Source organism: Enterobacter sp. 04-C-12-SI-ECC (assembly GCF_047530715.1).
GTDB classification, from domain to species: domain Bacteria; phylum Pseudomonadota; class Gammaproteobacteria; order Enterobacterales; family Enterobacteriaceae; genus Enterobacter; species Enterobacter bugandensis.
This window is the reverse complement of sequence record NZ_JBLKDI010000003.1, coordinates 418,591-437,978: the sequence shown is the minus strand read 5'-3', so window position 1 is coordinate 437,978 and position 19,388 is coordinate 418,591. Positions and strand designations below refer to the sequence as shown.

The following is a 19,388-nucleotide window of genomic DNA, read 5'->3' as shown; positions in this document are numbered from 1 at the left end:
TTGTCCTGGATGAATCATAGCATAAGCCCCTCACCCTGGCCCTCTCCCTAAAGGGGAGAGGGCCAGGTGTTTTAACCGTTCGCCGCCGCTTTACGCAGATCAAACACCCGGCAGGCTTTCCCCTCCGAGCGCGGGATGCTGCCGCAGTTCACAATCATCACGTCGGTGGAAATCCCGACCATCGACTTTATGCGGTGGCGCAGCTGGTGGCACACCTGGCAACGCTGTTCGTGCGTCAGCGTTAAGCTGCTCTCTTTCAGCTCCACCTTCACGGAAAGTGAATCAAGATGCCCACGACGATTCACCTCCAGCTGATAGTGCGGAGAAAGGTGTTCGAACTTCACGATCTCCTCTTCCAGCTGCGACGGGAAAACGTTGACGCCGCGGATGATCAGCATATCGTCGCTGCGGCCGCTGATCCGGTCCATACGGCGCATGCTGCGAGCGGTTGCCGGCAGCAGACGCGTCAGGTCGCGGGTGCGGTAGCGGATCACCGGCAGCGCCTCTTTGGTCAGCGTGGTGAACAGCAGTTCGCCCTGCTGACCGTCATCCAGCGGCGTGCCGTCGTTCGGGTTGACGATCTCCGGGTAGAAATGATCTTCCCAGATGGTTGGGCCGTCGGCGGTTTCGATACACTCCATCGCCACGCCCGGCCCCATCACCTCGGAGAGGCCATAAATATCCAGCGCCGTAATGCCTAAGCGTTTTTCGATTTCGCGACGCATGGCCTGCGTCCACGGCTCCGCGCCGAAAACGCCCACGCGCAGTGAGCAGGTGCTGGCGTCGCCGCCCATCTGGCGCTCCAGCTCCTCGATCAGGTTGAGGCAGTAGGACGGCGTCACCATAATCATGTCCGGCTGGAAATCACGGATCAGCTGCGCCTGTTTCTCCGTCTGGCCGCCGGACATTGGGATCACCGTCGCCCCCAAACGCTCGGCGCCGTAGTGCGCGCCCAGGCCGCCGGTAAACAGGCCATAGCCATAGGCCACGTGAATTTTGTCCTTCGCGCTGCCGCCCGCCGCGCGCAGGGAGCGGGCCACCAGGTTGGCCCAGTTGTCGATGTCACCCTGCGTGTAGCCGACAACGGTCGGTTTGCCGGTGGTGCCGGATGATGCGTGAATGCGCACCACCTGCTCCATCGGCACGGCAAAGGTATCAAACGGGTAGTTATCCCGCAGGTCCTGCTTGGTGGTGCACGGGAATTTGCGAATATCCGCCAGCTCGTTGAAATCGTCAGGGTGAACGCCCGCAGCGTCAAACTTGCGTTTGTACATCGGCACGTTGTTATAGGCGTGGTGCAGCGTCCATTTCAGACGCGCGGTCTGCAGCGCCTGCAGTTCGTCAAGGGAGGCCGTTTCAATCGGATCAAGCTTTGTTGTATTTGTCATTGTAGGGTACTCACATTGTTTTTATGCTCAAACACGCTCAAGGATCATGGCAATGCCCTGACCCACACCGATGCACATCGTACACAGCGCGTAGCGCCCGCCGCGTCGGTGCAGTTCGTTACTCGCGGCCAGCGCCAGTCTGGCGCCGCTCATCCCCAGCGGGTGACCAATCGCTATCGCGCCACCGTTCGGGTTGACGTGCGCGGCATCATCCGGCAATCCCAGCTGACGCAGCACGCCCAGCGCCTGCGCGGCGAAAGCTTCGTTAAGCTCGATCACATCCATCTCGTTAATGCTGAGTCCGGCGCGCTCCAGCACCTTGCGCGTGGCCGGTACCGGGCCGAGTCCCATCAGACGTGGCTCCACGCCTGCCGTCGCCATCGCCACGATCCGCGTGCGCGGGACCAGCCCCTGCGCCAGCGCCATCTGCTCGCTGGCGACGATCAGCGCCGCTGCGCCGTCGTTGACGCCGGAGGCATTTCCCGCCGTGACCACCCCGTTCCTGCGGAACGGCGTTTTTAGCCCGGCAAGCTGCTCAAGCGTGGTGTCCGCGCGGGGATGTTCATCCTCGCTGAACTCGTTGACCGCCCCTTTTTTCCCCGGCACCTGCACCGACACAATCTCCTGCGCCAGAATGCCGTTCTGCTGCGCCTGAGCGGTACGCTGCTGGCTGCGCAGCGCGAACGCGTCCTGATCGGCACGGCTGATATTTAACAATTCCGCTACATTCTCTGCCGTTTCCGGCATGCTGTCAGTTCCGAATTGCTGATGCATGAGCGGATTCACAAATCGCCAGCCGATGGTGGTATCAAAGATCTCCGCCTGTCGCTGGAACGCGGCGGTGGCTTTGCCCATCACAAACGGCGCGCGGGACATGGACTCCACGCCGCCCGCAATCAGCAGGTCGCCGTCGCCCGCCTTAATGGCGCGTGCGGCAAAACCAATCGCGTCCAGCCCCGATCCGCACAGGCGGTTAATGGTGGTTCCGGACACCATCTGCGGCAGCCCGGCCAGCAGCGACGACATACGCGCCACGTTGCGGTTATCTTCACCCGCCTGGTTCGCGCAGCCGAAGATCACGTCGTCAATCCGCTCCAGATCGAGCTGCGGATAGCGTGCCAGCAGCGCGCGCAGCGGCACGGCGCCGAGATCGTCAGTCCGAACGGCGGAAAGCGCCCCGCCGTAGCGCCCCACCGGGGTTCGAACGCCATCACAAATAAATGCGTCACGCATCAGGCCTCTCCTGTCACATTGCCGCCGATGCGGTGAGATTTTCCGCGAAAAAGGGCGACGGTTTTCTGTTGCTGGTTCTGAATTTCAATGTCGTACACGCCGGTCAGCCTGCCCTGATGCTTCACCCGCGCGGTGGCGGTAAGCGTGTCCCCGGCAAAGCCCGGACGCAGAAAGTCAATCGAACAGCCGGAGGCCACCGCCGCCAGCCCCTGACTGTTGCAGGCGTAGGCAAAGGCGGTGTCTGCCAGCGAAAACAGCTGTCCGCCGTGGCAGGTTTGGTGGCCGTTGAGCATCTGCGGGGTGATGGTCATGGACACCACCGCGTAGCCGTCGTCCATATCGACAATGTCCATCCCCATCGCCTGCGCGCAGGCGTCCCGTTCATACATGGCGCGGGCGTTGTGCCAGGCGTTATGACTCATAGCTACTCTCCAGAAGCGCGCGCTGGCGCAGCAGGGAACAGGGGCGATAGCGTTCTTCGCCATAATGACGCTGCAGGTTCTCCAGCAGCGTCAGCAGGCGCTGCCAGCCCAGACGCTCGCCCCAGGCGATCGGCCCGCTCGGGTAGTTGACGCCCAGGCGCATGGCGGTATCGATGTCCTTCTCGCTGGCGACCCCTTTTTGCAGAGCATCCAGCGCTTCGTTGGCAATCATCGCCACCGTGCGCCAGACCAGCAGGCCGGGATAATCGGCAATCTGTACCACCCGAAGCCCCTGCTGCTGCAGGTAGCGGATGGCCTTTTGCGTCGCCGTATGCGGGTTGCTGGCGGCTGCGGCGATGACCGCGACATCGCGCTCGATGCGGTCCACCACCACCACCGGGCCGTTAAGCCGCAGCGCCAGGGCCTGCGCGGTTTCGCCCTGCGTTTCAATCAGGTACACATCATCAATTTCCGTGATGCCGTCACGTCTTTTTTCCACGCGCATCGGGCTGTAGCTGTCGTTCACGGTATCAGCCCAGCGCACCCCGGGCCTGTCGCCCTGCCAGTCATAAACGCCCTTCCCGCTTTTTTTGCCCAGCCTGCCTGCCAGCACCAGCTCCTGCTGCACCAGCGAGGGCAGAAAACGACGCTCCTGCCAGAAGGCGTTAAATACCGAGCAGGTCACCGCGAAGTTCACGTCCTGACCAATCATGTCGGTCAGCTCCAGCGGGCCCATCGGGAAGCCGCCGCCTTCGCGCAGGGCGGCGTCAATCACCTCCGGCGCGGCCACCTGCTCTTCCAGCGCGCGCCAGGCCTCGGAATAGAACGGACGCGCGACGCGGTTGACGATGAACCCCGGCGTTGACTGGCAGCGCACGGGCTGCTTGCCCCAGTTCAGCGCCAGTTCGCACAGCGCGTCGGCCACTTCCGGGGAGGTCGCCAGCCCGCTGACCACCTCCACCAGCTTCATGACCGGCGCCGGGTTGAAGAAGTGCAGCCCGGCGACGCGCTCCGGATGGTGGATATCCGCAGCAATCGCCGTGACGGAGATCGAAGAGGTATTGCTTGTCAGCACCGTCTGCGGCGGGCAGATTTCCGCCAGCTGCGAAAACAGCGCCTTTTTAACCTCCAGCCGTTCCGAGGCCGCTTCAATCACCAGTTCGGCCGCGGAGAGCGCGTCGATATCCGTGACGGGAAGCAGCCGGGCGAGGATCTGGCTCCCGGCATCGGCGGAAAGTTTTCCGCGCGTCACCCGGGAGGCCAGACGCTGGCGGATCCCCTCGATAGCGCGGGATATCTCATCGCTGGAGATGTCGTAGAGCAGCACCTGATGCCCGTGGCTGGCCGCCACTTCTGCAATCCCCGCGCCCATCGTGCCGCTGCCAATCACGGCGACAGTCCGTATGTTGAGCATCTTATTTCCCCGTAAAGTTAGGCGCGCGCTTCGCGAGGAAAGCGCTGACGCCCTCGCGGTAGTCGTCGCTGCGACCGGCCAGACGCTGATAGTCGCGCTCCAGGTCAAGCTGCGCGTCGAGGGTGTTGGTTTCCGCAGCATTGATCGCCTGCTTGATCAGGCCCAGGCCGAAGGTCGGCTGCGAGGCAAAGTGCAGCGCCATCTGCTGCGCCGTGGCGGAGAGCTGGTCGTCGTCCACCACCTGCCAGATCATCCCCCACGCCTGCGCCTGCTCGGCGCTGAGTTTGTCCCCGAGCAGCGCCAACCCCATGGCGCGGGCGCGTCCGGCCACGCGCGGCAGCAGCCACGTGCCGCCGCAGTCCGGCACCAGGCCGAGCTTGCTGAAGGCCATCACGAAGTTGGCCGACCGGGCGGCAATCACCATGTCACAGCCGAGCGCCAGCGTAGCTCCCGCGCCAGCCGCCACCCCGTTAACCGCGCAGATGACCGGCTTCGGCAGCTTTGCCAGGCGGCGCACCAGCGGGTTGTAGAAGGTTTCGACAGACATCCCCAGATCCGGCGCCGGGCCGTTGGGGTCGACGTTACGGTCATTCAGATCCTGACCGGCGCAGAACCCGCGTCCTGCCCCGGTGATCAGCAGGCAGCGGATGGCGTCATCGCGCTCGGCCTGCTTCAGGCACTCGGCAAGGTGCTGGTGCATCACGTCGTTAAAGCTGTTCAGACGCTCCGGACGGTTCAGCGTAATGGTCATTACGCCCTGTTCTACGTGACTGAGAATAAATTCCACAATTAGCGTCCTTTAAAGTCGGGGGTGCGTTTTTGTAAGAAGGCGTCGATACCTTCCCGGCGGTCTTCGGTGGCGGAAAGCAGCGTAAACAGCTGGCGCTCCTGGGCCAGACCGGCCTGTAGCGGCACCTCCTGCGACTGCCGCAGCGCCTGCTTCGCCGCCTGCAGCGCCAGCGGAGAGTGTCGCGCCATCAGCGCCGCCTGCTTCAGGGCGTACTCCAGTGTCAGAGACGCCGGGAAGAGATCGCTCACCAGCCCGGCGCCCAGCGCCTGCTCTGCGGTAATGCTCTCGCCGGTCAGCACCATTTTGCTGGCCAGGGATTTACCGACGCTGCGGATAAGACGCTGGGTGCCGCCCGCGCCGGGCATGATGCCCAGCGTGATTTCCGGCAGGCCGAAACGGGCGTTATCGCCAGCAATGATCACGTCGCACAGCAGCGCCAGCTCGCAGCCTGCGCCCAGCGCGAAGCCGTTCACGGCAGCAATCAGCGGTTTGTTAAACGCGTTAATGCGCGCCCATAGCTGCGGGCGGATATCGTTCAGGGTGGCGGGCAGGTCCTTCTCCGCCATTTCGTTGAGATCGGCCCCGGCGGCAAAGCAGCGCTCGCTGCCGTAAATCACGCAGACGGCGATGTCGGCATCCACGGCGGCAGCCTCAAGCTGTTCCGCAAGCTGCGCCAGCAGCGCATTGTTAAGGGCATTGCGCGCCTCCGGACGGTTCAGCGTCAGCTGCAGCACGCGGCCATGACGGGTAACAATCAGTTCGCTCATGCCATCCCCTTCGCGTCAAAGTCGACAATCACGTCGGCGGTTAACGGCAGCGACTGACAGCTCAGTACGTACCCGGCGGCCAGCTCGTCCGGCTCCAGGCTGTAGTTGGTTGCCATGTCCACCTTGCCGCGCAGCACTTTGCATTTGCAGGTGGCGCAGACGCCGCCCTTGCAGGCATACGGAAGATCCGCTCCCTGACGCAGGGCAGCATCAAGAATGCTTTCGTCGTCCGCCGTCAGGGTGATTTCACGGTCGCGCCCGTCCTGGCGCACGGTCACTTTTTGACCCTCCGCCTGCACGTGCACCGCGCGCTTAACGGGGATTCCGGAGGTGTTAAAGCGCTCAAGGTGAATGGATTTTTCCGGCATCCCCAGCGCTTTCAGCGTCGCTTCGGCGTCGTCCATCATCGCCGACGGACCGCAGATGAAGGCCTCGTCGTACTGGCAGAAGTTGATCAGGTTTTTCGCCAGCGCCTGCAGCTTTTCCCCGTCGATGCGGCCAAAGAGCAGGTCGCTGTCCAGCCGCTCCTGGCTGAAGATGGAGACCAGCTGCAGCCGCTGCGGGTATTTGTCCTTCAGGTCCGCCAGCGCCTGGCGGAACATCATGCTCTGGCTGCTGCGGTTGCCGTAGATCAGGGTGAAATGGCTGTTGGATTCGATCGAAAGCGTGGCGGAGATAATCGCCAGCATCGGGGTGATCCCGGAGCCTGCGGCAATTGCCAGGTAGTGGCCTTCACGTTCAGGCTGCGGCTGGTAGCCAAACTGCCCTTGAGGAACCATCACCTCCAGCGCCATGCCCGCTTTGATCTCATCCCGGGCATAGCGGGAAAAGCGCCCACCGTCGATGGCTTTGACCGCCACGCTGATCTCACCCGGCGCGGTGCTGCGGCAGATGGAGTAGCAGCGGCGCAGCTCGTCTTCGCCCAGCGTCGTTTTCAGGGTCAGGTGCTGGCCGGGGCGGAAGCGGTAAGCCTCCTGCAACGCCTGCGGCACCGCGAAGGTGATGGTTACCGCGTCGCGGGTTTCGGGTTCCACTTTTGCCACTGTTAATGAATGAAACGTTGTCATGGCAGCCTCAAATACATTTGAAATAGTCGAAGGGCTCGCGGCAGGTATTGCAGCGGTAAAGCGCTTTGCAGGCCGTCGAACCAAATTCACTGATAAGGGAGGTGTCGGTGCTGGCACAGCGCGGGCAGCTCACCTCTGCCGGGGCGTGCGCGTGGCAGCTATGCCCCACCGGTGGGCTGATGCCATACGCCCGCAGGCGCTCGCGCGCGTCGGCGGTCATCCAGTCGGTGGTCCAGGCAGGTTCAAGCTGGAGCACGATGTGCACGGGAGTGAAGCCGTGCGCGGTCATCGCCTCGCGGATCGCCCCCAGCAGGTGTTCCGTTGCCGGGCAGCCCGAGTAGGTTGGCGTGAAGCCAATCACCCAGCCTTCCCCCTGCGCCTTCACGCTGCGCACCATGCCTAAATCGGTGATGGTTAACACCGGCACTTCCGGATCGGGGATATGGCTTAACAGCGACCAGATCTGCGGAATTTGCGCAGGCGCGATGTCGACGAGGCGTTGCATAGCGTTCTCCTTTACCACTGCTGACCGGGATACGCGCGCTGGAGATACTGCATTTCCGCCAGCATCGGACCCAGATGTTCGGTATGAAGCCCCTTCTTGCCCCCGGTGCGGTACGCCACCTCTGCGGGAACCTGCAGACAGGCTTCTTTCAGACCAGCAAACACTTCGCTTTCCCACGGCTGGCGCAGGGTTCGCGGATCCACCGCCACGCCGGCGTCAATCAGCTCAAGCTCGACCTCATCGGCGTCAAACAGCTCCGCCGTAAACCGCCACAGGCTGTCGATGGCCTGCTGCATTTTTTGCGCGGAGGTTTCGGTCCCGTCACCCAGCCGCACCAGCCAACCGCGGCTGAAGCGCAGGTGGTAGCGCGCCTCTTTAATGGCTTTGGCGGCGATGGCAGCAAGCTGGCCGTCGCTGCTCTGAGACAGGCGTTCGTACAGCGCCACGTTCCAGGCGTCCATCAGGTACTGGCGGGCAATCGTGTCGGCGAAGCTGCCGTTCGGCTGCTCCACCAGCAGGACGTTGCGGAACTGGCGCTCGTCGCGGCCAAACGCCAGCGTGTCTTCATCGCCCTGGCCTTCTAATTCCGCGGCATAGGTCAGGAAATTGCGCGCCTGCCCCAGCAGGTCGAGGCCGATATTGGCGAGCGCGAGGTCGATTTCCAGCTCCGGCGCGTGGCCGCACCAGGCGCCGAGACGCTGGGAGAGCACCAGTCCGTTATCGCCCAGACGCAGGGCATAGGCAGTCACTGAGTTCATTCTTTGCCTCACATATGCTCGATGCCGTCGGGGATGGTGTAGAACGTCGGATGGCGGTAAACCTTGCTTTCCGCCGGGTCGAAGAACTCGCCGCTCTCTTCCGGCTGGGAGGCAACAATCTCGCTCGCCTTCACCACCCAGATAGAACACCCTTCGCTGCGGCGGGTGTAGGCATCACGGGCATTTTCCAGCGCCATGCGATCGTCGGCGGCATGCAGGCTGCCCACGTGACGGTGGGATAACCCTTGTTTGCTGCGTACGAATACTTCGTACAGCGGCCAGTAGACATTGCTCATGGTTATTTCCTCTTATGCGGCCTGACGGGTACGTTGTTTTTCGGCGTGCGCCAGCGCGGCTTCCCGCACCCACGCCCCGTCGTCCCAGGCTTTGCGTTTCGCGGCCAGACGTTCGTGGTTACAGATGCCGCGCCCGTTAATGACCTCGTCAAACTCCTGCCAGTCGATCTCGCCGAAGCGGTAGTGACCGCTCTCTTCATCAAAACGCAGGTCCGGATCCGGCACCGTCATGCCGAGCATCTCCACCTGAGGAACCGTGTTGTCGACAAAGCGCTGGCGCAGCTCGTCGTTGCCAAAGCGTTTGATTTTCCAGGCCAGGCTGCGGGCGCTGTTCGGCGAGTTGTCGTCGTTCGGCCCGAACATCATCAGCGCTGGCCACCAGAAGCGGTTGATGGCGTCCTGCAGCATCTGACGCTGAGCCTCACTGCCCTGCGCCAGCGCCATGCAGGCTTCAAAACCCTGACGCTGGTGGAAGCTCTCTTCTTTACAGATTTTCACCATCGCCCGTGCATACGGGCCGTAGGAGGTTCGGCACAGCGCCACCTGGTTGACGATGGCCGCGCCGTCCACCAGCCAGCCGATCACGCCGATATCGGCCCAGCTCAGGGTCGGATAGTTGAAGATGGAGGAATATTTCATCTTGCCGTCGAGCATCTTCTGGTAGATGTCTTCCCGCGCGCAGCCCAGCGTTTCCGCCGCGCTGTAGAGGTAAAGCCCGTGTCCGGCTTCGTCCTGCACTTTCGCCAGCAGGATCGCTTTTCGGCGCAGCGTCGGCGCGCGGGCTATCCAGTTCCCTTCCGGGAGCATGCCGACAATTTCGGAGTGCGCATGCTGACCAATCTGGCGGATCAGCGTTTTACGGTAGGCTTCCGGCATCCAGTCCTGAGGCTCAATCGCCGTCTCCTGCGCTATGCGCTGCTCAAACCGTTGTTCTTGCGTCACGTCATCACCTTTATGATTCGTTAGTTTGCAAATTAAAGCGTAATGTTGAATCACTTTGTTTTTTAAAAGTTACACAAAGGTTAAATATAACCCCAAGAATTGTTTCCCGGTTTTGTGATGCTGCTCGCAAGGCTTTTACGCTAGGCCTTTTGCAAAGCGCCCTTACGCGACGCGATTCGTCCAGCCAGATCACAACGTTAACAATTCATTAAAAACACAGCTTGATTTTTATGATTCACGATCAAACTATTAATAGTGAAATCACGAAACATTTAGAGATAAGCGATGCAGCAGTTAGCCAGCTTCTTGTCCGGTAACTGGCAGTCTGGCCGGAGCCGCGAACGCGCGATTCATCACGCCATCAGCGGCGAAGCACTCTGGGAAGTGACCAGCGAAGGGCTGGACATGGCGGCCGCCCGTCGCTATGCCATTGAGCATGGGGGCGAGGCATTGCGCGCCATGACCTTTATTGAACGTGCCGCCATGCTGAAAGCGGTGGCGAAACACCTGCTCGGCGAAAAAGAGGCGTTTTATGCCCTGTCCGCCCAGACGGGCGCGACGAGGGCGGACAGCTGGGTCGATATTGAAGGCGGCATCGGCACCCTCTTCACTTACGCCAGCCTGGGCAGCCGCGAGCTGCCGGACGACACGCTGTGGCCGGAAGATGAGCTAATCCCCCTGTCGAAAGAAGGCGGCTTTGCGGCGCGCCACGTTCTGACCTCGAAATCCGGCGTGGCGGTACACATCAACGCCTTCAACTTCCCCTGCTGGGGAATGCTGGAAAAACTCGCGCCGACCTGGCTTGCCGGGATGCCCGCCATCATCAAGCCCGCCACCGCTACCGCGCAGGTGACGCAGGCGATGGTCAAATCCATCGTGGACAGCGGGCTGGTGCCGGACGGCGCCATCAGCCTGATTTGCGGCGGCGCGGGCGATCTGCTCGACCAGCTCGACAGCCAGGACGTGGTGACCTTTACCGGCTCCGCCAGCACCGGGCAAAGCCTGCGCGTGCACCCGAATATTGTGGCGAATTCGATCCCGTTCACCATGGAAGCCGACTCCCTGAACTGCTGCGTGTTGGGTGAAGACGTCACGCCGGAGCAGCCGGAGTTTGCCCTGTTCATTCGGGAGGTGGTCCGCGAAATGACCGCCAAGGCCGGGCAGAAATGTACCGCCATTCGCCGGATTATCGTCCCGCAAAGCCAGGTTGATGCCGTCAGCCAGGCGCTGATTGCCCGTCTGGAAAAGGTGGTGATGGGCGACCCGGCGCAGGAAGGGGTGAAGATGGGGGCGCTGGTCAACGCTGAACAGCGCGCGGACGTGCAGGAGAAAGTGGATCGGCTGGTCGCCGCAGGCTGCCAGATCCGTCTGGGCGGCAAAGCGGATTTGCAGGCCGCGGGGGCGTTCTTCCCGCCGACCCTGCTGTTCTGCCCGCAGCCGGATGAAACCCCGGCGGTGCACGATACCGAAGCCTTCGGCCCGGTCGCCACGCTGATGCCGTATCGCAGTGCAGAGCACGCCATGCAGCTTGCCCGCGCGGGCGGCGGCAGCCTGGCGGGGACGCTTGTCACCGCTGACCTGAACATTGCCCGCCAGTTTATTGCCGGCGCGGCGCGCGCCCACGGGCGTATTCAGATCCTTAACGAAGAATCATCAAAAGAGTCTACCGGCCACGGCTCCCCGCTTCCTCAGCTAATGCACGGCGGCCCTGGCCGCGCGGGCGGCGGCGAAGAGCTGGGCGGCCTGCGCGCGGTGAAGCACTACCTGCAGCGCACCGCGATTCAGGGTAGCCCGACGATGCTGGCCGCCATCGGCAAACAGTGGGTGCGTGGCGCAGCGGTGCAGGAAGATCGCGTCCATCCGTTCCGTAAATACTTTGAGGAACTGCAGCCGGGCGACAGCCTGCTGACGCCGCGCCGCACGCTGACGGAGACGGACATCGTCAATTTTGCCTGCCTGAGCGGCGACCACTTTTATGCCCATATGGATAAGATCGGAGCGGCAGAGTCGATCTTTGGCGAGCGCGTGGTGCACGGCTACTTCCTGATCTCCGCCGCGGCGGGACTGTTCGTTGATGCAGGCGTCGGGCCGGTGATTGCCAACTACGGCATGGAAAACCTGCGCTTTATCGAGCCGGTCAAGCCGGGCGACACCATCCAGGTGCGTCTGACCTGCAAGCGCAAAACGCTGAAGAAACAGCGTACCGCCGAGGAAAAACCGACCGGCGTGGTGGAATGGGCGGTAGAGATTTTCAACCAGCACCAGCAGGCCGTGGCGCTCTACTCCATTCTGACGCTGGTGGCGCGCCAGCGGGGTGATTTCAGCTAACGTTCTCCCTCATCCTGACCCTCTCCCCAACGGGGAGAGGAGATTGCTCTGCACGACCTGTGATTTATCTCAGCGCCTTTTTTAACCTGGCAAGACCAACAAATAACCTGGCAGATGCAGGCAAACGCTTTTCTCAGGCGCCTGTCAGGATAAGGCTGTCACAACACAATAAACCCTAAAAACACAACAAGATGAGGTCTACGATGGGAAGCAATTCTTCTTTTTCTGCCCGTAGAACGGCACTGGCCATGGCCGTTGCGCTGTGTTGCTCCTGGCAATCCCCTGCTTTCGCCCACGGCAGCGAGGCGCATATGGTCCCGATGGACAAAACACTGCAGGATTTTGGCGCGGACGTTCAGTGGGATGATTACGCACAGATGTTCACCATTGCGAAAGACGGCGCCTTCGTGAAGGTCAAACCGGGCGCAAAGACGGCCATCGTCAACGGTCACCCCCTCAATCTTGAAGTGCCGGTAGTGATGAAGGACAAAAAAGCCTTTATCTCAGAGACCTTCATCAACGATGTTTTCCAGTCTGGTCTTGACCAGACCTTCCAGGTTGAAAAACGTCCTCACCCGCTAAACGCGCTCACGGCGGACGAAATTAAGCAGGCTGTCGGGATTGTGAAAGCCTCTGCGGATTTTAAACCCAATACCCGCTTTACCCAGATCGCCGTTGCGGAACCAGAGAAAGCCAAAGTGTGGGACTTTGTGCTCAACGGTACGGCAGTGGACGCCCCTCGCCAGGCGAAGATCGTCATGCTCGACGGCAAGCACGTTATCGAAAGCGTAGTGGACCTGAAGGATAAAAAAATCCTGCGCTGGGAGCCGGTGAAGGACGCGCACGGCATGGTGCTGCTGGATGATTTCACCGCGGTTCAGCAGATCATTAACGAGAGCTCGGAGTTTGCCGAGGTGCTTAAAAAACACGGCATCACCGACCCGAAAAAAGTGATCACCACGCCGCTTACCGTCGGCTACTTCGACGGTAAAGACGGCCTGAAGCAGGAAGACCGCCTGCTTAAGGTGGTGAGCTATCTGGACGTCGGCGACGGCAACTACTGGGCGCACCCGATCGAGAACCTCGTGGCCGTGGTCGATCTTGAGCAGAAAAAAATCCAGAAGATTGAAGAAGGTGCCGTTGTGCCGGTTCCGATGACTCCGCGCCCCTATGACGGCCGCGACCGTGTCGAGACGCCGAAAAAACCGCTCAACATCATTGAGCCGGAAGGCAAGAACTACACCATTACCGGCGACATGGTGCACTGGCAGAACTGGGATTTCCACCTGAGCCTGGACTCCCGCGTCGGCCCGATGATTTCGACCGTCACTTACAACGACAACGGGAAAAAGCGTCAGGTGATGTATCAGGGATCGCTCGGCGGCATGATTGTCCCTTACGGCGATCCGGACGTGGGCTGGTACTTCAAGGCCTATCTCGATTCCGGCGACTACGGCATGGGCACCCTGACCTCGCCGCTGGTGCGCGGTAAAGACGTGCCGTCCAACGCCGTGATGCTCAACGAAACCATCCCGGACTACACCGGCACGCCGATGGAGATCCCGCGCGCGATCGCCATTTTCGAACGCTACGCGGGGCCAGAATATAAACATCAGGAGATGGGCAAGCCGAACGTCAGCGCCGAACGCCGCGAGCTGGTGGTGCGCTGGGTGAGTACCGTGGGCAACTACGATTACATCTTCGACTGGGTGTTCCACGAAAACGGCACCATCGGCATTGACGCCGGTGCAACGGGTATCGAGGCGGTGAAAGGCGTGCAGGCAAAAACCATGCATGATGCCACCGCCAAAGACGACACAAAGTACGGCACGCTGATCGATCATAATATCGTGGGCACCACGCATCAGCACATCTATAACTTCCGTCTTGATATGGACGTGGACGGCATCAACAACAAGCTGGTGGCGATGGATCCGGAGGTGAAGCCGAATACCGCCGGCGGCCCGCGCACCAGCACCATGCAGGTGAACCAGTATGACATTGATACCGAACAGCAGGCGGCGCAGAAGTTTGACCCGGGCACCATCCGACTGCTGAGCAACACCAGCAAGGAGAACCGCATGGGCAACCCGGTCTCGTACCAGATTATCCCTTACGCGGGCGGTACCCATCCGGTGGCGACAGGCGCGAAATTTGCGCCGGACGAGTGGATCTACCATCGTCTGAGCTTTATGGATAAACAGCTGTGGGTGACGCGTTACCACCCGGACGAGCTGTATCCGGAAGGGAAATTCCCGAACCGCTCCATCCACGACACGGGCCTTGGGCAGTACAGCAAGGATAACGAGTCGCTCAACGATCAGGATGACGTGGTGTGGATGACCACCGGTACCACCCACGTGGCGCGCGCTGAGGAGTGGCCGATTATGCCGACGGAATGGGTGCATACCCTGCTTAAACCGTGGAACTTCTTCGACGAGACACCAACGCTCGGGAAGAAAAAAGACGAACAGAAATAAATAACGTACCGGGCACAATGCCCGGTTTTATCCATTTACTTGCTGAATACCTCTCCCCGATTATAGTTATTTCTACTTCATTTTTTTATTTCATTTCGAATCACTTTCAGCCAGGACGCGAATTTTCCACAAGCGACGTAATACATCATTGAGAGGTTTTAGGATGAAATTCAATTTGATCGTCAGGAGTCTTGCTCTTGCTGGACTTGTTATTTCCGTCAGTTCCGCTGCCGCAGAAGCCCCGAAGGACGCCACTGCAGCGACACAGCAAGTCAATAACGCCCTGTTTAATCAGCTTCCCTTCTCCGATAACACCGATTTTACGAATGCCCATAAAGGCTTTATTGCGCCTCTTCCTCAGGACATTATCAAAGGGGAGCAAGGAAATGTTATCTGGAATCCACAACAATATTCGTTTATTAAAGAGGGAGATAAAGCTCCTGAGACTGTTAACCCCAGTTTATGGCGTCAATCTCAGCTGATTAATATTAGCGGCCTGTTTGAAGTAACCGACGGCGTTTATCAGATTCGAAATCTCGACCTGTCGAATATGACCATCATCGAAGGGAAAGAAGGTGTTACCGTGGTTGACCCGCTGGTTTCGGCAGAAACGGCGAAAGTCGGGATGGAGCTCTATTTTAAAAATCGCGGCAAAAAACCTGTCGTCGCCATAATTTATACCCACAGCCACGTTGATCACTATGGCGGTGTGCGCGGCGTGGTGGAAGAAGCTGACGTGAAGTCCGGCAAGGTAAAAATCTACGCCCCGGCCGGTTTTATGGAAGCGGCCGTTGCCGAGAACATCATGGCGGGTAACGTGATGAGCCGCCGCGCCAGCTATATGTATGGCAACCTGCTTAAACCCGATGCTAAAGGCCAGGTGGGTGCCGGTCTCGGGACCACCACCTCCGCCGGGACAGTGACGCTGATTGCCCCGACAAACATCATTGAAAAAGACGGCCAGAAAGAGGTCATAGACGGCCTGACCTATGACTTTATGCTCGCACCGGGATCCGAAGCACCGTCAGAAATGCTCTGGTATATCGAAGAGAAAAAACTGATTGAATCCGCTGAGGATGTGACCCACACCCTGCATAACACCTACTCGCTGCGCGGGGCCAAAATCCGCGAGCCGCTACCGTGGTCGAAATACATCAACCAGGCGATTGTACGCTGGGGTGATAAAGCCGAAATCATCATGGCACAGCACCACTGGCCGACCTGGGGCAACGAAAACGTGGTCAACCTGCTGAAAAGTCAGCGTGACCTCTATCGTTACATTAACGACCAGACCCTGCGTATGGCGAATGAAGGGCTAACGCGGGACGAAATCGCTGCTAACTTCAAGCTCCCGGATTCGCTGGCGCATACCTGGGCTAACCGCGGCTATTACGGCTCGGTGAGCCACGACGTGAAAGCCACCTACGTGCTTTACCTGGGCTGGTTTGACGGCAACCCGGCGACGCTTGACGAACTGCCGCCGGAAGAAGCCGCGAAGAAATTCGTGGAGTATATGGGTGGCGCGGATGCCATACTGAGCAAAGCGAAAACCGACTTCGATCAAGGAAACTACCGCTGGGTAGCGCAGGTGGTGAGCAAAGTGGTCTTTGCCGATCCGAACAACCAGGCTGCACGCAACCTGGAAGCGGATGCGCTTGAGCAGCTTGGCTATCAGGCAGAATCCGGCCCGTGGCGTAACTTCTATCTGACCGGAGCGCAGGAGTTGCGTAATGGCGTGGTGAAAGGGCCAACCCCGAATACCGCCAGCCCGGATACCGTACGGGCAATGACCCCGGAGATGTTCTTCGATTATCTTGCCGTACACATCAACGGACAAAAAGCGGGCGATGCCAAATCGGTGTTTAATATTGATCTGGGTAATGATGGCGGGAAATATAAGCTGGAACTGGAAAATGGCGTGCTGAACCATACGGCGAACGCCGAGGCAAAAGATGCTGATGCTACCATCACTCTTAGCCGCGATACGCTGAACAAAATTATCCTCAAAGAGATGACCCTCAAACAGGCGCAAGACAACGGTGATGTGAAAATCGCTGGCGACGGTGCAAAACTCGACACCATGCTCGGTTATATGGATAAATTTGATTTCTGGTTTAACATTGTGACGCCGTAACGATGCATACGTAAGGGCGGCCTGTCCGCCCTTTTCTGCTTAACTTATTCCCTGGACGGGGTAAACAGCGTCAATGGAAAAAAGAAAAAAACCGACACTTGAGCGAGCAACCTGGTCGACGCGCCACGCCATGGTTATGCACGGGCTGGCGATGAACCTGCCCTGGCTGGCTTTCGTCAACATCAGCTTCGCCGTGATGATTCTGCTGCGCCATGTTCTGCTTAACGCCAGCGATCCCCTTTATCCCCACTTGCCGCATATGATGAAAATGGTCGACGCTTCGATGCTCGGCATTATTATCCTCTCGGCTGCACTGATCCTTATGGGCTGGCGGCGCATCGCCGGTATCAGCGTAGTGCTGTGTATCTGTAGCGCTATCTGGTCGATATCATGCTTCTGGTTTATCACCGATTTACTGCTCCCCCACGTCTGGCCGCTGTGCGTTATTTTATTACTCGCAGGGTTAACGGCCCTCTACTTTTACCCTGTGGGTTTGCTCGCCTTCGTGCTCCCGCTCTGGATAACCTTGCCGATTGCAAGCTGGGTACTGAATGATGGCCTTAATCTTCACTTCGTTATCATCTGGAGCGTCTTTTCGCTGATCCTGATCTGCGGGCGATTCATCCTCTTAAGCTGGTTTGACGAGGCCTGGCGACGTAACCAGCAAAACCAGCTGCTGATCTCACGACTGGATGCGCTGGCGCATCAGGATCCGTTAACCACAACCGCCAACCGCCGGAAGATGGAAGTGGTGCTGGAGAACGCGGTTGAGCAGAAGAAACCGTTCTCATTGATTATGCTGGATATTGACTATTTCAAACGCTACAACGACACCTACGGTCACCAGGCAGGTGACGACTGTCTGACGCGCGTGGCGCGGGTGTTGAAGCAGTCAGTGCGAACGCCCGACGATGTGGTGTCACGTTACGGCGGCGAGGAGTTTGTGGTGATCCTGTTTAACTGCCCGGAAAATATCGCGGAAAAAGTTGCGGTACGCATTCAGGACGGCCTGCGCGCGGAGTCGATACCGCACAGCGCGTCATCCGTCAGCGATCGTGTCACCGTGAGCATGGGGATTGCGGGTATGGTCGAGGGGCTTGCGGGTACCGAGATTATTGCCCGCGCCGATGCGGCGCTGTACCGGGCGAAAGAGGCCGGGCGGGATCGGTGGTCGCTTTGAATAACGCCGGGTGGCGGCTACGCCTTACCCGGCTTGTTTTTTAATACCGCACGCAAACCGACTTGGTTTCGCACCAGCCGTCCAGCCAGTCCGGGCCAAAATCACGTCCGGTGCCGGACTGCTTCATCCCACCGAACGGCAGGTTGGCGTCAATCAGCGTATGGCTGTTCACCCACACGGTGCCCGCCTGCAGCCGATCGGTGTACTCCAGCGCCTTGCTGATATTCTGCGTCCAGACGCTGGCCGTCAGGCCATATTCGGTGTCGTTTGCCAGCTGGAGCGCCTCTTCTCCGTCGGATACCCGCACCAGGTTGACCACCGGACCAAACACCTCTTCTCGGGTTAACCGCAGCGCGGCATCCGGGTTCACCACCAGCGTAGGCGACACGTAATAGCCTTTGCCCTCCGGGCCGCGATTACCGACGATCAGCTCCGCATTGCGCGACGTCGCCTCGTCGAGGAAGGTCTGCACCTTATCGCAGTGGGCGCGCGACACCAGCGGGTTGATAAACGCCTCCGGCGACATGCCCGGCCCGACGCTCAGGGATTTCACCGCCTGTTCGAACCCGCTCACCAGCGTGTCAAACAGCGGGGCTTCAATGTAGATGCGCGAGCTCGCCGCGCACACCTGCCCCTGGTTCAGGAAGCTGCCGGTCATTAATCCTTCTATCACCCATGCGGGCTCCGCATCCTTGAGTACAATTGCCGGGTTTTTCCCGCCCAGCTCCAGGGTCACCCCGGTTAGCGTGTCCGCCGCCGCACGGGCAATCTGCTTACCCGTTGCCGTTGAGCCGGTAAAGCTCACCTTTGCAATATGCGGGTGTGAGGTCAGCGCCGCGCCACACACTGCGCCGCTCCCGGTTACTACGTTGAACACCCCGTCCGGGATGCCCGCTTCACTGGCCAGCTCCGCCACGCGCAGCATGGTCAGCGGCGTGGTTTCAGACGGCTTAATGACGATAGAGCAGCCCGCAGCCAGCGCTGGCATCACTTTCCACATCCCGATCATCAGCGGGAAGTTCCAGGGCACAATCCCGGCCACCACACCAACCGGCTCCTTACGCGTCCACGCCTGGTAGCGCGCACCCTGCGGCAGCGGGATGGAAAGATCGAGTGTTTTGCCCGCAATTTTGGTGGTCAGCCCGGCGGTATAGCGCATCCAGTTGAGGGTGCAGCCCACTTCAAAAGCCCGGGAGATGTTAATTGATTTGCCCTGCTCTAGCGTTTCAAGCTGGGCCAGCTCCTCGCCGTGCTGTTCGACCAGATCGGCAAAATGGAGTAGGATCCGCTCGCGCTCCGCCGGTAATTTTCCGGCCCAGCTGCGGGCCACAAAGGCGCGCCAGCCGGACATAACGGCCCGGTCAACGTCATCGACGCTGGCATCGGCGGTCGAGGCAATCACCTCGCCCGTGGCCGGGTTGTAGACGTTCAGCCGCTTTTCACTGTCCGACGCGGCCTGACGCCCTTCAATCCACAGGCCGTGGTGTCGGTCTAAAAACTGCTGCACGGCAGGCAGAACAGCCACCTGTGATTCAGACATAGGATACTCCTTCGTTATTCTTCGCAGGGTGTTCATCCAGTCTATGTGGGGTTTTGCATTCTCGCTTTTGTCTCTGTGACATTCGCTTTGCCACCTGTGACAGGTGCCGCAAATCGCGATAATCGCCGCTTATATCGCTGTTAC

Annotated in this window: 16 protein-coding genes; 4 read left to right on the top strand and 12 right to left on the bottom strand. The window is 59.9% G+C overall.

Annotation, left to right across the window (positions count from 1 at the left end):
* Window positions 1-71: 71 nt before the first annotated feature.
* Genes paaK through paaA form a run of 11 tightly spaced genes read right to left on the bottom strand, consistent with a single transcriptional unit; the run spans window position 72 to window position 9,582 of the window.
* Window positions 72-1,388, bottom strand: a complete 1,317-nt coding sequence (gene paaK / locus ACMWL8_RS08085; protein ID WP_045261420.1) for a phenylacetate--CoA ligase PaaK — start codon at window positions 1,386-1,388, stop codon at window positions 72-74.
* Window positions 1,389-1,415: 27 nt separating this feature from the next.
* Window positions 1,416-2,621 (bottom strand): 3-oxoadipyl-CoA thiolase, encoded by a 1,206-nt coding sequence (pcaF, locus tag ACMWL8_RS08080; protein WP_045261421.1) that lies wholly within the window; start codon window positions 2,619-2,621, stop codon window positions 1,416-1,418.
* Window positions 2,621-3,043 carry a hydroxyphenylacetyl-CoA thioesterase PaaI gene (gene paaI, locus ACMWL8_RS08075; RefSeq protein WP_028013034.1) on the bottom strand — a complete coding sequence of 141 codons (423 nt, stop codon included), beginning with the start codon at window positions 3,041-3,043 and terminating at the stop codon, window positions 2,621-2,623. The genes pcaF and paaI overlap by 1 nt, the downstream gene beginning before the upstream one ends.
* Window positions 3,033-4,457: a 3-hydroxyacyl-CoA dehydrogenase PaaH gene (paaH, locus tag ACMWL8_RS08070; RefSeq protein WP_045261422.1), complete on the bottom strand. Its 1,425-nt coding sequence runs from the start codon at window positions 4,455-4,457 to the stop codon at window positions 3,033-3,035. Before paaH ends, paaI begins: the two co-directional genes overlap by 11 nt.
* A 1-nt stretch (window position 4,458) precedes the next feature.
* Entirely contained in the window at window positions 4,459-5,247 is a 789-nt protein-coding gene (paaG, locus tag ACMWL8_RS08065) for a 2-(1,2-epoxy-1,2-dihydrophenyl)acetyl-CoA isomerase PaaG (protein WP_120266884.1), read from the bottom strand.
* The gene (gene paaF, locus ACMWL8_RS08060; RefSeq protein ID WP_045261423.1) at window positions 5,247-6,014 is read right to left on the bottom strand and encodes a 2,3-dehydroadipyl-CoA hydratase PaaF; all 768 of its coding nucleotides are present in this window, start codon (window positions 6,012-6,014) and stop codon (window positions 5,247-5,249) included. The genes paaG and paaF overlap by 1 nt, the downstream gene beginning before the upstream one ends.
* The gene (gene paaE / locus ACMWL8_RS08055; protein WP_045261424.1) at window positions 6,011-7,081 is read right to left on the bottom strand and encodes a 1,2-phenylacetyl-CoA epoxidase subunit PaaE; all 1,071 of its coding nucleotides are present in this window, start codon (window positions 7,079-7,081) and stop codon (window positions 6,011-6,013) included. The genes paaF and paaE overlap by 4 nt, the downstream gene beginning before the upstream one ends.
* A gap of 7 nt (window positions 7,082-7,088) precedes the next feature.
* A complete protein-coding gene (gene paaD / locus ACMWL8_RS08050) occupies window positions 7,089-7,586 on the bottom strand; it encodes a 1,2-phenylacetyl-CoA epoxidase subunit PaaD (protein WP_045261425.1) in 498 nt (165 codons plus the stop codon).
* 11 nt (window positions 7,587-7,597) lie between these two features.
* On the bottom strand, window positions 7,598-8,344 hold the full coding sequence (gene paaC, locus ACMWL8_RS08045) for a 1,2-phenylacetyl-CoA epoxidase subunit PaaC (RefSeq protein WP_045261426.1): 747 nt from the start codon (window positions 8,342-8,344) through the stop codon (window positions 7,598-7,600).
* Between the two features lie 8 nt (window positions 8,345-8,352).
* Window positions 8,353-8,640 carry a 1,2-phenylacetyl-CoA epoxidase subunit PaaB gene (gene paaB / locus ACMWL8_RS08040; protein ID WP_003857353.1) on the bottom strand — a complete coding sequence of 96 codons (288 nt, stop codon included), beginning with the start codon at window positions 8,638-8,640 and terminating at the stop codon, window positions 8,353-8,355.
* Window positions 8,641-8,652: 12 nt separating this feature from the next.
* Complete coding sequence (gene paaA / locus ACMWL8_RS08035) at window positions 8,653-9,582, bottom strand: 1,2-phenylacetyl-CoA epoxidase subunit PaaA (RefSeq protein WP_028013027.1); 930 nt, start codon at window positions 9,580-9,582, stop codon at window positions 8,653-8,655.
* A 285-nt stretch (window positions 9,583-9,867) separates the two neighbouring features.
* Here paaA and paaZ point away from each other — a divergent pair, with 285 nt between their 5' ends.
* From paaZ to ACMWL8_RS08015, 4 genes are all read left to right on the top strand, one after another.
* Window positions 9,868-11,910, top strand: coding sequence for a phenylacetic acid degradation bifunctional protein PaaZ (gene paaZ / locus ACMWL8_RS08030; protein ID WP_045261427.1), 2,043 nt, complete (start codon window positions 9,868-9,870; stop codon window positions 11,908-11,910).
* Window positions 11,911-12,113: 203 nt separating this feature from the next.
* Window positions 12,114-14,390, top strand: coding sequence for a primary-amine oxidase (tynA, locus tag ACMWL8_RS08025; protein ID WP_045261428.1), 2,277 nt, complete (start codon window positions 12,114-12,116; stop codon window positions 14,388-14,390).
* Window positions 14,391-14,553: 163 nt separating this feature from the next.
* Window positions 14,554-16,524: an alkyl/aryl-sulfatase gene (locus ACMWL8_RS08020; protein WP_028013024.1), complete on the top strand. Its 1,971-nt coding sequence runs from the start codon at window positions 14,554-14,556 to the stop codon at window positions 16,522-16,524.
* A 73-nt stretch (window positions 16,525-16,597) separates the two neighbouring features.
* Window positions 16,598-17,704 carry a GGDEF domain-containing protein gene (locus tag ACMWL8_RS08015; RefSeq protein ID WP_045261429.1) on the top strand — a complete coding sequence of 369 codons (1,107 nt, stop codon included), beginning with the start codon at window positions 16,598-16,600 and terminating at the stop codon, window positions 17,702-17,704.
* 40 nt (window positions 17,705-17,744) lie between these two features.
* Here the strand turns inward: ACMWL8_RS08015 and ACMWL8_RS08010 are convergent, their stop codons facing one another.
* Window positions 17,745-19,244 (bottom strand): aldehyde dehydrogenase family protein, encoded by a 1,500-nt coding sequence (locus ACMWL8_RS08010; protein WP_045261430.1) that lies wholly within the window; start codon window positions 19,242-19,244, stop codon window positions 17,745-17,747.
* Window positions 19,245-19,388 lie beyond the last annotated feature (144 nt).

What these genes read in the sequence shown, in the direction of transcription:
- paaE (WP_045261424.1), bottom strand. Translation starts at nt 7,081, where the DNA reads ATGACAACGTTTCATTCATTAACAGTGGCAAAAGTGGAACCCGAAACC.
- paaF (WP_045261423.1), bottom strand. Translation starts at nt 6,014, where the DNA reads ATGAGCGAACTGATTGTTACCCGTCATGGCCGCGTGCTGCAGCTGACG.
- tynA (WP_045261428.1), top strand. Translation starts at nt 12,114, where the DNA reads ATGGGAAGCAATTCTTCTTTTTCTGCCCGTAGAACGGCACTGGCCATG.
- paaH (WP_045261422.1), bottom strand. Translation starts at nt 4,457, where the DNA reads ATGCTCAACATACGGACTGTCGCCGTGATTGGCAGCGGCACGATGGGC.
- paaZ (WP_045261427.1), top strand. Translation starts at nt 9,868, where the DNA reads ATGCAGCAGTTAGCCAGCTTCTTGTCCGGTAACTGGCAGTCTGGCCGG.
- pcaF (WP_045261421.1), bottom strand. Translation starts at nt 2,621, where the DNA reads ATGCGTGACGCATTTATTTGTGATGGCGTTCGAACCCCGGTGGGGCGC.
- paaB (WP_003857353.1), bottom strand. Translation starts at nt 8,640, where the DNA reads ATGAGCAATGTCTACTGGCCGCTGTACGAAGTATTCGTACGCAGCAAA.
- ACMWL8_RS08010 (WP_045261430.1), bottom strand. Translation starts at nt 19,244, where the DNA reads ATGTCTGAATCACAGGTGGCTGTTCTGCCTGCCGTGCAGCAGTTTTTA.
- ACMWL8_RS08015 (WP_045261429.1), top strand. Translation starts at nt 16,598, where the DNA reads ATGGAAAAAAGAAAAAAACCGACACTTGAGCGAGCAACCTGGTCGACG.
- paaD (WP_045261425.1), bottom strand. Translation starts at nt 7,586, where the DNA reads ATGCAACGCCTCGTCGACATCGCGCCTGCGCAAATTCCGCAGATCTGG.
- paaK (WP_045261420.1), bottom strand. Translation starts at nt 1,388, where the DNA reads ATGACAAATACAACAAAGCTTGATCCGATTGAAACGGCCTCCCTTGAC.
- paaI (WP_028013034.1), bottom strand. Translation starts at nt 3,043, where the DNA reads ATGAGTCATAACGCCTGGCACAACGCCCGCGCCATGTATGAACGGGAC.
- ACMWL8_RS08020 (WP_028013024.1), top strand. Translation starts at nt 14,554, where the DNA reads ATGAAATTCAATTTGATCGTCAGGAGTCTTGCTCTTGCTGGACTTGTT.
- paaC (WP_045261426.1), bottom strand. Translation starts at nt 8,344, where the DNA reads ATGAACTCAGTGACTGCCTATGCCCTGCGTCTGGGCGATAACGGACTG.